Source organism: Virgibacillus sp. MG-45, assembly GCF_036409425.1.
GTDB lineage: Bacteria > Bacillota > Bacilli > Bacillales > Amphibacillaceae > LDC-1.
Map to the genome: position 1 here is coordinate 65,510 of NZ_JAXOFU010000001.1, position 13,889 is coordinate 79,398.

General features: G+C 36.8%; 18 protein-coding genes. 6 read left to right on the top strand and 12 right to left on the bottom strand.

Going from position 1 to position 13,889, the window contains the following annotated elements:
* Window positions 1-190: 190 nt before the first annotated feature.
* Window positions 191-472 (bottom strand): YlaN family protein, encoded by a 282-nt coding sequence (locus SPK86_RS00330; RefSeq protein WP_284140937.1) that lies wholly within the window; start codon window positions 470-472, stop codon window positions 191-193.
* Window positions 473-703: 231 nt separating this feature from the next.
* Between SPK86_RS00330 and SPK86_RS00335 the strand changes: the two genes are divergently transcribed.
* Together SPK86_RS00335 and SPK86_RS00340 are read left to right on the top strand one after the other, a co-directional pair.
* Window positions 704-1,192 carry a hypothetical protein gene (locus SPK86_RS00335; protein WP_330948441.1) on the top strand — a complete coding sequence of 163 codons (489 nt, stop codon included), beginning with the start codon at window positions 704-706 and terminating at the stop codon, window positions 1,190-1,192.
* A gap of 133 nt (window positions 1,193-1,325) precedes the next feature.
* Window positions 1,326-1,928 (top strand): YhcN/YlaJ family sporulation lipoprotein, encoded by a 603-nt coding sequence (locus tag SPK86_RS00340; RefSeq protein WP_284140939.1) that lies wholly within the window; start codon window positions 1,326-1,328, stop codon window positions 1,926-1,928.
* 83 nt (window positions 1,929-2,011) lie between these two features.
* Here the strand turns inward: SPK86_RS00340 and SPK86_RS00345 are convergent, their stop codons facing one another.
* Window positions 2,012-2,266 (bottom strand): hypothetical protein, encoded by a 255-nt coding sequence (locus tag SPK86_RS00345; protein WP_284140940.1) that lies wholly within the window; start codon window positions 2,264-2,266, stop codon window positions 2,012-2,014.
* Window positions 2,267-2,404: 138 nt separating this feature from the next.
* On the opposite strand from SPK86_RS00345, the gene SPK86_RS00350 reads away from it, so the two are divergent.
* The gene (locus SPK86_RS00350) at window positions 2,405-2,608 is read left to right on the top strand and encodes a YlaI family protein (protein WP_284140941.1); all 204 of its coding nucleotides are present in this window, start codon (window positions 2,405-2,407) and stop codon (window positions 2,606-2,608) included.
* Between the two features lie 81 nt (window positions 2,609-2,689).
* Here the strand turns inward: SPK86_RS00350 and SPK86_RS00355 are convergent, their stop codons facing one another.
* The gene (locus SPK86_RS00355; protein ID WP_284140942.1) at window positions 2,690-2,995 is read right to left on the bottom strand and encodes a YlaH-like family protein; all 306 of its coding nucleotides are present in this window, start codon (window positions 2,993-2,995) and stop codon (window positions 2,690-2,692) included.
* A 255-nt stretch (window positions 2,996-3,250) separates the two neighbouring features.
* Between SPK86_RS00355 and SPK86_RS00360 the strand changes: the two genes are divergently transcribed.
* Window positions 3,251-3,427, top strand: a complete 177-nt coding sequence (locus SPK86_RS00360; RefSeq protein WP_284140943.1) for a DUF5325 family protein — start codon at window positions 3,251-3,253, stop codon at window positions 3,425-3,427.
* Window positions 3,428-3,431: 4 nt separating this feature from the next.
* On the opposite strand, the gene SPK86_RS00365 is transcribed toward SPK86_RS00360, so the two are convergent.
* Both SPK86_RS00365 and SPK86_RS00370 read right to left on the bottom strand, forming a co-directional pair.
* On the bottom strand, window positions 3,432-4,241 hold the full coding sequence (locus SPK86_RS00365; RefSeq protein ID WP_284140944.1) for an inositol monophosphatase family protein: 810 nt from the start codon (window positions 4,239-4,241) through the stop codon (window positions 3,432-3,434).
* A gap of 175 nt (window positions 4,242-4,416) precedes the next feature.
* Window positions 4,417-4,626 (bottom strand): hypothetical protein, encoded by a 210-nt coding sequence (locus SPK86_RS00370; RefSeq protein WP_330948582.1) that lies wholly within the window; start codon window positions 4,624-4,626, stop codon window positions 4,417-4,419.
* A 294-nt stretch (window positions 4,627-4,920) separates the two neighbouring features.
* Between SPK86_RS00370 and SPK86_RS00375 the strand changes: the two genes are divergently transcribed.
* A complete protein-coding gene (locus tag SPK86_RS00375; protein WP_330948442.1) occupies window positions 4,921-5,547 on the top strand; it encodes a YktB family protein in 627 nt (208 codons plus the stop codon).
* Between the two features lie 158 nt (window positions 5,548-5,705).
* Here the strand turns inward: SPK86_RS00375 and SPK86_RS00380 are convergent, their stop codons facing one another.
* The 4 genes from SPK86_RS00380 to SPK86_RS00395 all read right to left on the bottom strand — a co-directional run bounded on the left by SPK86_RS00380 (window position 5,706) and on the right by SPK86_RS00395 (window position 8,259).
* Window positions 5,706-5,975, bottom strand: coding sequence for a UPF0223 family protein (locus tag SPK86_RS00380; protein ID WP_284140947.1), 270 nt, complete (start codon window positions 5,973-5,975; stop codon window positions 5,706-5,708).
* Window position 5,976: 1 nt separating this feature from the next.
* The gene (locus tag SPK86_RS00385; RefSeq protein WP_284140948.1) at window positions 5,977-6,945 is read right to left on the bottom strand and encodes an NAD(P)H-dependent flavin oxidoreductase; all 969 of its coding nucleotides are present in this window, start codon (window positions 6,943-6,945) and stop codon (window positions 5,977-5,979) included.
* Window positions 6,946-7,052: 107 nt separating this feature from the next.
* Window positions 7,053-7,157 carry a GapA-binding peptide SR1P gene (locus SPK86_RS00390; RefSeq protein ID WP_284140949.1) on the bottom strand — a complete coding sequence of 35 codons (105 nt, stop codon included), beginning with the start codon at window positions 7,155-7,157 and terminating at the stop codon, window positions 7,053-7,055.
* A gap of 247 nt (window positions 7,158-7,404) precedes the next feature.
* Window positions 7,405-8,259 (bottom strand): polysaccharide deacetylase family protein, encoded by an 855-nt coding sequence (locus SPK86_RS00395; RefSeq protein WP_284140950.1) that lies wholly within the window; start codon window positions 8,257-8,259, stop codon window positions 7,405-7,407.
* Between the two features lie 244 nt (window positions 8,260-8,503).
* On the opposite strand from SPK86_RS00395, the gene SPK86_RS00400 reads away from it, so the two are divergent.
* The gene (locus tag SPK86_RS00400) at window positions 8,504-10,042 is read left to right on the top strand and encodes a glycine betaine uptake BCCT transporter (protein ID WP_284140951.1); all 1,539 of its coding nucleotides are present in this window, start codon (window positions 8,504-8,506) and stop codon (window positions 10,040-10,042) included.
* Window positions 10,043-10,162: 120 nt separating this feature from the next.
* Here the strand turns inward: SPK86_RS00400 and lpdA are convergent, their stop codons facing one another.
* From lpdA to SPK86_RS00415, 3 genes are read right to left on the bottom strand one after another with little or no spacing between them, the layout of a single operon-like run.
* Window positions 10,163-11,572 carry a dihydrolipoyl dehydrogenase gene (lpdA, locus tag SPK86_RS00405; protein ID WP_284140952.1) on the bottom strand — a complete coding sequence of 470 codons (1,410 nt, stop codon included), beginning with the start codon at window positions 11,570-11,572 and terminating at the stop codon, window positions 10,163-10,165.
* Between the two features lie 4 nt (window positions 11,573-11,576).
* Window positions 11,577-12,881 (bottom strand): dihydrolipoamide acetyltransferase family protein, encoded by a 1,305-nt coding sequence (locus SPK86_RS00410; protein WP_330948443.1) that lies wholly within the window; start codon window positions 12,879-12,881, stop codon window positions 11,577-11,579.
* A 27-nt stretch (window positions 12,882-12,908) separates the two neighbouring features.
* The gene (locus SPK86_RS00415) at window positions 12,909-13,886 is read right to left on the bottom strand and encodes an alpha-ketoacid dehydrogenase subunit beta (RefSeq protein WP_284140954.1); all 978 of its coding nucleotides are present in this window, start codon (window positions 13,884-13,886) and stop codon (window positions 12,909-12,911) included.
* Between the last annotated feature and the right edge of the window lie 3 nt (window positions 13,887-13,889).

Here is a 13,889-nt window from a genome sequence, read left to right on the forward strand (position 1 = left end):
CAGGTAAATATAAGATGAATTTTAATAATAGTATAACACATTCAAGATAATAGTATATCACTTTTAATGTATTTTTATTTATTTATTCATCCTAATATAGCTATATAAACAAAAAAACCTTGCCCTCGTGAATGTCGGCAAAGTTTTGCTATAATGTCTACCTTAACCCAGATGCACAAATCTAAAGGCATTAAATGGATTTCTGCGCTGCTTCATGCAATATATTAAGCTGCCTCTCCAAATTTTCAAGAAGCGCTTTTCCTTCATTTTCGCTGATTAACTCTAACCGTACAGCAAAGTCAATCTCTCTAGAGAGACCAAACATCTGTGTATCGAGTACTTCTTCATACAACGGGCATTGTGGCATTGTTAAATTTTCAATCTGAACCTCGATGAGCCGTAGAATTTTATCAGCATCAGCCTTAAGAAGGGCATAGGCTTTTTCACGATGATCGATCGTTACCTCTGGCATCAAATATATCCCCTCCATTAGGAAAACTTAGCAATCGATAAAAAGCCTGCGATTACTCAAAAAGTAAAATAAAGTACAGATTCATAAAAAGAAAATATCTTCCTTTATATTATATTAGCGGTTGCTACAAAAAAATGCAAACAAAAATGACACATCGATAGAGTAAAGGAATGAAAAAAAAGAGCATGTCTGCTATTCTTAAACAAGATATAAATAGAAAGGTGGATCAAGATGATTGTTCCAATTACTGGTAAGGTTACTTATCCAATTACATTAGACCCTACTGTTTGGATTTTTGATGACCGAAAGATTATTTTAGAAGATGCGTTTTTAGCTCAAGCTAGCTCGCCAGATACAACAAATGAACTTGAAAAAGCTGCAAAAAGATGGGATCGTGAGCTTCAGCAAGATGTAGTGAAGCCACCCGTTAACCAAAGCATCAATAAGTTCGAGCGCGAAAAAATATTAACGCATTCTTATGTTATGCCAATAACTGATTTTTTAAACCATGCGGAAATAAAAGCGGATGCAAAAAACGCCCGCTTAGAAACACTGCAAGGAGATGTAGTACTTTCTATTTCTGATTTGCAAAAAAGCTACTTGCTTTTCGCAATGAATGGCAAGCCATTAAAAGAAGATGGACCGGTACATTTAATGTATCGTGATGGTTCAAATAAAAATAATCCAATCACGGGTGTAAAAAAGATTGTCATTCAATAATTAGTGATTAAAGCACAGGAATTTGGTTTATGCTCAACCTATTTTATGAAGGTAATTTTTGTCTGCATATTTTGGCATATCCTATCTAAAAATAAGGAACATAAGGTGGGAATATTTTAGGAGGAGTGCCAAAATGTATAAATTAATCTTTATTCTATCCGTTGTTCTTCTATTCACAATAGGTTGTAACCGTGAGAATACGCAAGATGCCCTTCCATCAGATAATAATAGTGATCGTTTTTTACAAGTCGAAAACTCAAGTGAAGCAAAGAAACAAAATTTATCAAATGAACAAATTGCAACCCACCTAGCTAATGTAGCTACTAAGGTACCGAATGTAAATAATGCGACGGCACTTATTGCCGGTCCTTATGCAGTTGTTGGAATTGATGTTGATAAAGATCTTGATCGCTCTAGAGTAGGAACAATTAAATTCTCCGTATCTGAGGCATTACGTGAGGATCCTTATGGAAAAACAGCGATTGTTGTCGCAGATGGTGATGTGAATGAGCGCATTCGCATGATGGCAGATAAAATGAGGCAAGGACATCCAGTTCAAGGTATTGTAGATGAGGTTGCTGCTATCGTTGGAAGATATATGCCCGAGTTTCCAGTTCCGAGAGAGCAGCCAGTAGAACCGGATGAAAACAAACAACTTGTTCCCGAAGGAGAAAAACAAGAGCTAGATGACATTCAAAATGATCAATCGAATAAACAAAAGGATAAAAAAGATTAGCTCATAAAAAATGATGGCTTGATAGTGCACCCCATAAGTTAGCATAAACATCTAACTTATGGGGTGCCTTTAAAAACACACAATTATTGAATTGGATTGGCTTGTTCTGTTTCTTTTTCCTTTAGTTCATTATAATAATGAACACCGAATTGTGATCCCTCTGAAACCATTTTCGCATTTTCTAATTGGGTGATATCCTTGTCATTTGTTTGATCTGGTACCCCAGCATCCTCAATCGTATTCGTAAATCCGGATGTTTTTTTACTACGATTTAAGAAGTAATACCCTGCTGCTGCACCAACTATTCCAACTGTAGTCCCGATATATCTTTTTTTCATTCGTGATACACCTCTCTATGATTAGTTAAAAACGTTATTCCCTAATTATTTTCCAATAAAACATACTTTACTATGCATGGGAAAAATATGCTATCATAGATACAAACGCAGTTATCTAACTAGTTTTGAGGTGAAAAAATGCAAGTAAAATGTGTACTATGTGATCAAATTGAGGGAATCGAAGACAATTCATTACAAGCGAAGCGGCTTCGAAACCGTAAAATTTCCATGTATCTCTGCGCAACATGTGACAATCGAATTAAGGTAAGCACATTGGAACGTCATGCTAGTGGAAATTTTAAGCTTTACCAGGAAGAAAAGGAAATAAATGGATTAATTTAATAAGAATATGCAATTGATAAAATAAAGCAGTCACCAATGTTTAACACGTTGGTGACTGCTCTTGTTTAAGCAACTATTGAATTATTGTTGATTTTGTTTGCGTTGGTTATGCAAACGGAAACGATATATAGCTAAAACAAGCGATATAATGATTAAGCTTTCTGTAATAGGAAGTTTAAATATACTAAAAATCGTCATGATATAAGTACCAATTGCCAGCATTACATAAACAAAAATATTTTTAACTAATGGAAGCTTCCGAGCAAACCCAAGCTTGTAAGCAATTGCAGCAAAAATAAGATTCAACACATATAAAATTTCAAAAATATGCGATGTACCATACTGTTTTAAAATAAAATCAAAAATAATACTAAAGTTTACATCCATTGTTTTCCCCCACTAATATATTTCTTTATATATAGATCATGAATTTTCTACCCTATTTTCTATCTTACTAAATCTTTTTACATCTCGCTAGTTGTTTCTCTTCTTAATTAAATCCATCCTCCTGTTTATCTTCCTTGTCTTTGAACATTATTTCTATTTCCATTATAATAGCTAAAGTAAGTTATAGGATTGAATATAGGATCCCCCTTCATTCCTATATACCTTTAAGGGCAATTAAGAAGCAGAGGTGACAAAATGAAGCAATTGAATGTTCCGATGTTTTTATTAGCTTTTCTAGTTATTTTAATGTTTATTGGCAGTGGAGCAGCGATAGCCATGCGTAATACATGGCTTATTATTCTATTTTTGCTATTAGGATTTGGCTTCATGGGATATGGCTTGACTTTAAAGCGTAAAAGAAGTGACAGCTAGCTTGTCACTTCTTTCCTTTTATTAAGAATTCAGATAGAATCGATTCATGAATTGCTGGATGACACGTAAGCACTGCATCACTATCTAGCATCGTGAATTCATTTCCGCTAATATTTGTTGTTATTCCTCCTACTTCATGAACAATTATTTTTCCAGCAGCAATATCCCATGGGGAAAGCTTCATTGCTAAATAACAATCGATTATCCCTTCTGCAACATAGGCAAATTCCAGTGCAGCTGATCCATATGTTCGCGTTCCCCTCACTTGTTTCACAAGCTCTTGCATCGCGGTCTCTTTAACAAGGTTATTTTTACAAAGCCAATAGTGATTCATCCCTACAATGGATTCCTGTAAGGTCAAATCCGTTTTTAAAGGCGGAAGCTTTGCACCATTTTTCATTGCGCCTTCCCCTTTTTTAGCACTATATAATATATCTGCCATCACATCATAAATAAATCCAATTTCCCCTATTCCATCCTGATATATCCCTACTGAAATAGCAAAATGACGCTTTTGATGAACAAAATTCATCGTTCCATCAATTGGATCAATGATCCATACCGTTCCTTCTAATGAGGAAAGCTTATCTCCAAAGCCCTCTTCACTAAACAAATAATGCGATGGATATTTCGATTTAATTTTTCCAACAAAGAATTGCTCTGTTTCCTTGTCCATCGTTGTCACTAAATCATTTGCATTCGATTTCGTTTGAATTGTAATTGGATCATTTATTTTTCTCCGTATTGTTGCACCTGCCTCAAGTATCCATTGCTTCGCTTGGTCAAATAGTAGATCACGTGTCTCTTTATTCATGATTATGCCCCCAATACGTTTCATTCTCCTTTAGCTTATCAAAACAAAAGAAAAGAGTCATTCACAAAGCGAAACTACTAAATAGATCCATGGATTATCCTTATCAACTTTGAAGTGTTACAAATTCAAAAAATGATCCCTATGTATAATAATAAATAGAGATCATTCTTAAAAATTATAAGAGCGCATCATTTTCTATCTTTTGCAATTGCCGTGACAATTGCAGCAACCTTTCTTTTGTCTTAATAATTTTCACCTTATCCTCATCCTGCATTGCTTCATAAAGGGTTAATAGTTCATAATCAATTTCCATTCGTAGGACTGGGAGCTTTTCTTGTTCTTCTTTTCTTCGCATTGCTTCAATGACGTATTTCAACCTAATCACACCTTTCACCATAATAAATTTCAACAAGTGCATCTTCTTCTATTAGTCATTTCTCCAGTTTAAAAATTCATGCAACCTTTTCAACATATCTTTTAGTTTTCTTTATATATATGATGCTCCCATCATTTCGTTCACTAAAATCAGAACGATTATTTTAAAAATACCCAATTGGTATAAAATTAAACATGAGCTGTAAGGCTTGACTGAACGAACTAAATCCTTAATAATAATTATTATAATTAATGATAGCTTAGGTTACTTCTATAGAATATAAACAAGAGAGGATTACTAGAAATGACTTTCAGCGGTTTTAGTAAAGAAGACTTTAACACTTTTTCCATTCCTGGACTTGAAGGAAGAATGGAAGCAATCCAAACAAGAATACAACCAAAATTCAAGCAAATAGGTAATGAATTAGTTGACTATTTAGCTGTACAAACAGGCAATGAAATGCATTTACATATTGCCAAGCATGCGAGAAGAACAGTGAATCCACCGAACGATACGTGGCTTGCTATCGCTGATAATAAACGCGGTTATAAAAAGCATCCCCACTTCCAAGTTGGCTTATTCGATGATCATGTATTCATTTGGCTCGCCCTTATCTATGAACTTGATTTTAAACGGGAAATTGCCGAAGCTTTCATGGATAGCTTTGAGGAATTAAAAGCATTACCTGCTAGTTTTGTTATTTCCCTGGATCATATGAAAAAAGCGGCAATTCCATTAGAAGAGTTGGAAATGGACCATTTAGAACATTTTCGCAATGTGAAAAAAGCAGAGTTTCTCATTGGTCAACACTTTTCTCCTGAGGATTCCATTGTTACAAATGGGGCAAAATTTATGGAAAACGCGAAGCAAACAATTGATCCTCTTATTCCGTTTTACCATAAAGCATTACAAGCGAGAAAAACGTTATAAAATCTTACAAGGTTCAATCATAAAAAATAAGACTGAATATATTCAGTCTTATTTTAGTATGGAAGCCCGCATTTTCTGAGGAAGTAAAAGCGTTGCCTGGCAAGTGAAGCGCATTCGGCTAGTACGCAGATCCCACAATCCGAATCGTAAAACCTTGTTTATTTCATCGTAAATATCTTCGTTTGTTCTTCACGTGCTTTTTTGATTACGTGATAACTTGAATAATTGGATTCATTTTGAAACTGAGCAAAAAGACGCTTTTCTTCCGCTTTAGAAGGAACAATTTCCTTGAAGCGATTATAATTATCTAGCAACGCGCCTCGTTCTACTTTACCTTCATACGCTTTTTCGATAAAGGTAAAAAATTGCACAACAGCAACGATTTCTTCCTTCGTCCACGTTATATCAATTGGATATTGATAGCTCATACTATTTCTCCTTTTTTATCAAGCTTTGACGGATGTTGTTACCCTCGTTTACTATTCTAGAAACCAATTCGTGAACAGTCGGGATATCCGTAATTCCGGCAGCACCTTGACCTGCCCATCCAAACCCATTTTCGGCATCACCGTCATGTATAAACCGCTTATTAGCAACACCACTTATGTATGTTTTTAAATCTTCATAGCCTTTGCCAGCCTTTTCTAGCTTTAAGATTTCTTCTGTCCATTGATTCTTTAATGCTCGAGCAGGCATTCCGAGTGACCGTTTAATTACAACGGTTGCCGTTTCATCTGCCGCTAAAATCGCATTCTGATACATTGGGTGCGCATCAACACATTCTTTTGTTGCGATAAACCTTGTTCCCATCTCGATTCCTTCTGCTCCAAGTGCGAGTGATGCAACGAACCCACGTCCATCAATAATTCCACCTGAGGCGATTACTGGAATAGAAACAGCATCTACTACTTGAGGAATTAAGACAAACGTGCCTGTATCTGCTCGACCTAAATGACCACCACCCTCTTGGCCTACTACAATTACTGCATCTGCTCCTAATTCTTCCGCCTTTATCGCTTGTCGTTTAGAAGCAACAAGCACTAATTTCTTCATCGGTTGACCCACAAGCTTATCTAATACATGCTTTGGATTTCCGCCTGTTACAGATACAACGGGCACTTGTTCCTCTATTGCTACTTCTACCATTTCCTCATACGGTCGACCATGTTGTCCAATTGCGAAATTTATCCCGAATGGTTTAGAGGTCATTCGTTTCACCTTTTGAATTTCTTTTCTTAAGTGCTCTGGGTGAGGTAGACTCATCGCTGTAATTTGTCCAAGCCCTCCAGCATTTGATACCGCTGCTGCTAGATCTGCATATGCTAGATGTGCTAAGCCACCTTGAATAATTGGATATTCAATACCAAACAGCTTGGTTACGCGTGTCTGCCACTTCATATCATCCCCTCGCTTTCCAATTCCATCCTAGCATGTTTAAAATAAAAGTAAAGAAAACACAGTAGCACAAGCACGCTACTGTGGAATATGACACATACTTTATCCTTCTATTTTTGATTGCAATTTGGGCAGGTTCCATAAAGGGTTGTTACTTTTTCATCATCATAATGGTCAATAACCTGTTGACATTCTTGACAGACGATCGTCCCCATTTGATCCAGCTCCTTTTTAAAAGGTTATCATATTTATATTATAATATGTCACAATTGATTTTTCAACACAAATAGTATAACACATTTGGAAAATGTGTCTCAAATAGAATGAGATTGGAGGTGGAGTTCCTTCTTTACAACAACTCTTAGACTTACAGAATGCTTACTACACTTTATATGAGGGATAAACAAAACACTCTAATCGCCTAAATAAAGAAGCCATTAGAGTGTTGTTTAGTTTAGATGATTATTTTGTTTCAATTAAAGCAGGATTAGCTATTTCAAAGCCTTGCTCTCGTAATCCGTTTACAATATCTTCTAAAGCTGCTGCTGTCCATTCTCTGTCATGCATCAAAAGATTTGCTCCATTTCCTAAAAACTGATTATGAAGCATAATATCCGTAATCGCGTCTTTCGATTGATACTGCTTTTCCCAATCATGGCCATACACCCAATTCATTCTTATCATGTTTTCTTGCTGTAAGAGTTCGTTTGAATATGACGTATTATCTCCGAAAGGGGCCCGAAAAATCTTAGGACGTTCACCAGTGATTGCTTCCACCATATCATTCACACGTAATATTTCTTCTTTTTGTGTTTGTTCATCAATATCGCTCAAACTCGGATGACTGTATGTATGGTTTCCAATAACAAATCCCATATCATGAATTTCTTTTAAAATTTCCTTTTTCTCATTTGTTTCGAGAAAATGTCCATTTACAAAGAAAATCGCATTTGCATCTAGCTTTTTCAACGTTTTTGCCATTTCTAATGCATGTTCATCAGGAGCATCATCAATCGTTAGTAATACTATTTTTTTATTTCCTTCTGGATCAATTGGTTGAATATGCCAAGTTTTATCATTTATACGATACATCGGCTTGTTTGCATCTGGTTCTTCCTTTGTTTGCTCCTCTTCTTTCGCTACTGTATTCGATTCTTCCTCCTGTTTCTCCGCTTTCTCTGATGGTGTAGTCGTTTGAGGCTTTGTTTCCTCATTTTTTTCTGTATCCGATCCTTCTTCCTTTAAAGAAGAATTAGAACAACCTATACTAAGCACCATCCATACACAAGCAAATAAAAGTACGATTATTTTTTTCATGCAAACCTCTCCTCCGTTATGTATATGCCATGCTGTCCATACGATACCACCATTATAAAGGATAGAAGAAGATTATGACTACCCATTATAGGGATTCTCTATTTTTATGTTTCAAGTAATCAAATGAAAGGTATAGGGAATATATCGAATGTAAATGATGAAGACAGGAAATAATAACGAAAGCATAGCTTTGTGAAAATGTAAACTTCATAATTATCGAAAAAAGAAAAGAAAGGAAATGAATATGAAAAAGGTAACACGTGTGTTTTACATATCGACTATTGTTGCGGCATTATTTATTTTATGGGGCGTCATTCCAAAAGAAGTATTACCTGTTGGCAATTTAGATCATATTACAGGAATTATTCAAAATTTTTTAGTTGATAAATTTGGTTGGTTCTACTTATTTTGCACAACTGGGTTCTTGTTATTTGCGATTTTTTTGATTTTTTCCAAGTACGGGAACATCAAGCTAGGAAAGCCACAGGATGAACCTGAGTATTCTTATATTACTTGGTTTGCAATGCTGTTTAGTGCAGGAATGGGAATTGGATTAGTTTTTTGGGGAGCTGCAGAACCCCTATCCCATTTCCATACACCTCCATTCGGAGAATCAGAAACCAACGATGCAGCAAAAACGGCTTTAAGGTATAGCTTTTTTCACTGGGGATTACATCCTTGGGCTACCTATGCAACTATTGCCCTTGCATTAGCATACTTTAAATTCCGCAAGCAATCTGCTGGGGTAGTTAGTGCTGTACTAGAGCCATTATTCGGGGATCGAATAAAAGGAGCATGGGGAACGCTTGTCGATTTTATTGTTGTATTTGCAACAATCTTTGGGGTAGCCACATCACTTGGATTTGGTGCCATTCAAATAAGTGGTGGGTTATCTTATGTATTTGGAATAGATCAGTCCTTTTTAATCCAATTAATTATCATTTTAATTGTCACTGTACTTTATATGGCCTCTGCTATGACTGGCCTAAATAAAGGGATCAAATATTTAAGTAATGCAAATATTGTATTAGCACTGGTCTTAATGCTTTTCCTACTTTTTCTAGGTCCTACTAATTTTATCATGAACTTATTTACAACGACATTCGGTAGTTACCTGCAAAATCTACCTAGTATGAGCTTGCGTATGACACCATTCAATGAAGAAAATGCAACTTGGATTAAAGACTGGACTATTTTCTATTGGGCATGGTGGATTGCTTGGGCGCCATTTGTCGGCACATTTATTGCACGCGTGTCACGAGGTAGAACTGTTCGTGAATTTATTTTAGGCGTATTACTTGTTCCAACGATTTTTGGGGCATTATGGTTTTCGATTTTTGGTGGCTCCGCTATTAGCTTAGAATTCTTTCAGGATGCCAACATCATCAAAGATGTACATGAGTTAGGAACAGAAACAGCGCTATTTGCTGTCCTTGAGAATTTTCCATTTGGAACGGTTATGTCCATGATAGCGATTTTACTCATTAGTACCTTTTTTATCACCTCCGCCGACTCTGCGACATTCGTTTTAGGAATGCAAACGACTGGTGGAAGTCTATATCCTCCTAATCGTGTTAAATTTATTTGGGGAATTATTCAATCAAGTGCAGCGGCCATCCTCTTATGGCAAGGTGGGTTAGGTGCATTACAAACGGCTTCTATTATCGCGGCATTTCCATTTGCATTTATTATGATTTTAGTCGTCTTCTCATTAATTAAATCATTTCGACTTGAAGTAAAGGAAGCAGAAAGGAATCGAAAAAAACAACCAACAAAATTTTAGTTTATAGGACTAAAACCTAAAGTTGTCTCAAGCAAGATCGTAACCTTGCGAACAATTAAAATTACCTATTACAAAGATAAAAAACTGTTCTTCTCTAGATGAGAAGAACAGTTTGTTTTATTATTTCATCATATGAACAGGTTTACCAATTGCAACCTCAGCAGCTTCCATTGTAATTTCACCTAATGATGGGTGCGCATGAATCGTGAGTGCTATATCTTCTGCAGTCATACCTGCTTCAATTGCTAAGCCAACTTCTGCAATCATATCACTAGCATTCGGACCAGCAATTTGCCCACCAATTACAAGACCATCTTCTTTACGAGTAACCAGCTTTAAGAACCCATCACTATTATTTAATGATAATGCACGACCATTTGCCGCGAATGGAAACTTCGAAGCTTTTGCTTCAATTCCAGCCTCTTTCGCTTGTTTTTCTGTATATCCAACTGATGCAAGCTCAGGATCAGCAAACACAACAGCTGGTATACCTAAATAATCAATCTCTGATTTTTCACCACTAATCGCTTCAGCAGCAATTTTAGCTTCATAAGAAGCCTTATGAGCTAATGGTGGTCCTTCAACAATATCGCCAATCGCGTATATGTTTTTCACACTTGTGCGACATTGCTTATCAATCTTCACCAATCCTCGATCTGTTACTTCCACGCCAGCTTGCTCTAGTCCAATTTCTTCTGTATTTGGACGACGACCAACAGTTACGAGAACATAATCAGCTTCAATTATTTCTTCTTTTCCTTTAGCTTCATAGGTGACTTTAACACCATTCTTTGTTTCCTCGACACCTTTTGCCATTGCTTCTGTAATAATTGTCGTTCCTTTTTTCTTTAAGCGTTTTTTAACAAGCTGACTCATTTGTTTTTCAAAACCACTTAATATATCTTTTGTTCCTTCTAATATCGTAATTTCAGTACCAAAGTTAGCATAGGCAGAGCCAAGCTCTGTTCCAACATAACCGCCACCAATGACAACCATCTTCTTCGGAATTTCATTTAAATTCAATGCTCCAGTGGAGTCAAGAACTCGATCCGAAAATGGGAAGCCTGGGATTTCAATTGGACTAGAACCAGTAGCAATAATACAGTTATTGAATGTATATGTTTGCGAGCTCTTATCATCCATTACTTTTACTGTATGGTCATTAACAAAGTATACTTCTCCCGCAACAATATCCACTTTATTTCCTTTCAATAAAGATTCTACTCCAGAAGTAAGCTTATTAACTACTTTGCCTTTCCATTCCTGCACCTTAGAAAAGTCAACAGAAACATTTTCCGTTTTAATTCCCAATTCTTCAGATCCATGTGCATGCTCAGCTAAGTGTCCTGCTTGTATCAAAGCTTTGGAAGGAATACAACCTACATTTAAGCACACACCACCTAAAGCGTTTTTTTCAACAATGGTTACTTTCTGTCCAAGCTGTGCTGCTCGAATAGCAGCTACATATCCCCCAGGACCAGCTCCAACGACTAATGTGTCGACTTCAATTGGAAAATCTCCTACTACCATATACTTACGCCTCCATCATGATTAGTTGTGGATCGTTCAATAAACGCTTGATTTGATTTAGGGCTAATTGAGCAGTAGCTCCATCTACAATGCGATGATCAAAGCTTAGTGATAACGCAAGTACTGGTGCTGCTACAATTTCACCATTACGAACAATCGGCTTTTCTGCAATTCTTCCGATACCGAGGATAGCTGCTTCCGGATAATTAATAACCGGTGTAAACCATTGTCCCCCAGCAGAACCGATATTTGTAATTGTACTAGAAGCTCCCTTCATCTCCTCAGGTGCTAGTTTACCACTACGTGCCTTTTCTGCCAATTCATTAATTTCTTTAGAAACAGCAAATATAGATTTACGATCTGCATCTTTTACAACTGGTACGAGTAACCCTTTATCTGTGTCAGCAGCAATACCAACATTGTAATAATGTTTTTGAATGATCTCATCTGTATCATCGTCAATAGAAGCATTTAAAATCGGATAATTTTTCAGAGCAGATACTAGCGCCTTCACAACATAAGGCAAGTAAGTAAGCTTTATATCCTGCTCTGCTGCTATTTCCTTAAATTTCTTACGGTGATTAACCAATTCAGTTACATCAACTTCGTCCATTAATGTAACATGAGGTGCCTTCGTTTTTGAATTAACCATTGCTTTAGCAATTGCTTTCCGAATTCCACTCATTTTTTCTCTTGTTTCTGGATATTCTCCTTGAACAATTGGTGCGGCTGTAGTAGATTTGCTTTCTTCAGTTTGAGTCGACTTTTCTACTTCTTTTTCTTCACCTGAAGCTACCTTCTGATCACCATTTAAGTAACGATCGATGTCTTCTTTCAATACACGACCATTTTTACCAGTTCCAGCTACTTTTCGAATATCCACACTTTGCTCACGTGCGTATTTTCGAATGGATGGCATTGCAATTACCCGTGTGTTTTCTAGCTCTTCTGATGACTCTGATGCTGGTTCGCTTTTTGTATCTTCCTCTTTTTTCTCTTCTTTTACAGACGCCTCTTGCTGTGGCTCTTCCTGTTTAGCTTGGTCAGAATCATTATCCTCTGATTCATACCCTTCCGCGTCAAAAGTGATTAACGTATCACCAACTACCGCTACTGTTCCTTCATCTACATGGATATTTTTTACTGTACCGTCAACCGGGGATGGAATTTCAACGACAGCTTTATCATTCTGCACTTCACATAACACATCGTCTTCTTTGATCTCATCGCCTTCTTTGACGAACCATTTTACTATTTCACCTTCATGAATACCTTCACCAATGTCAGGGAGTTTAAATTCATATGCCATAATATCCTTACCTCCTATCCGTTAATGTTAAAAGTTTATGACTGCTTGAACCTTTTCAATAATATCTTGATGATTTGGTAGCCATACTTCTTCCGCTTCGGAAAACGCATATACAGTATCAGGAGCCGCAACTCGTAATATTGGGGCTTCTAAATGAAGAATTGCTCTTTCTTGAATTTCTGTTGCAACATGAGCCGCAATCCCAGCTTGGCGCTGAGCTTCTTGAACGATAACAACACGATTAGTTTTCTTTACAGAAGCTAAAATCGTATCAATATCAATTGGAGAAACAGTTCGTAAGTCAATTACTTCAACATCAATATTTTGTTTTTCTAACTCCTCGGCGGCTTTCAGTGAAGCATGAACCATTGCTCCGTACGTTACTATCGTAACATCCTTTCCTTCTCGCTTTACATCCGCTTTTCCTAATTCTATCGTATATTCTTCCTCAGGAACTTCTCCACGGAATGAACGATATAACTTCATATGCTCAAGGTAAACAACCGGATCATTATCTCGGATAGAAGCGATTAATAGCCCCTTCGCATCATAAGGCGTGGAAGGGATTACTACTTTCACTCCTGGCTGCTGAGCAATGAGTCCTTCAAGCGAATCCGCATGTAACTCTGGTGTATGCACCCCACCACCGAAAGGAGAACGAATCGTTATCGGAGAATGGTGTTTTCCTCCTGAGCGATAGCGCATACGAGCCATTTGTCCATTAATGGAATCCATTGTTTCATAAACGAAGCCGAAGAATTGAATTTCCGGCACTGGACGATATCCTTCAAGCCCTAGTCCAATCGCGAGACCACCAATCGCAGATTCAGCTAGCGGTGTATCAAATACACGCTCTTCACCAAATTCAGCTTGTAATCCCTCTGTAGCACGAAATACACCACCATTTTTACCGACATCTTCCCCAAACACTAATACATTTTCATCATTTTTAAGTTCTGTACGTAATGCATCAGTGATGGCTTGAATCATTGTCATCTGTGCCATAAT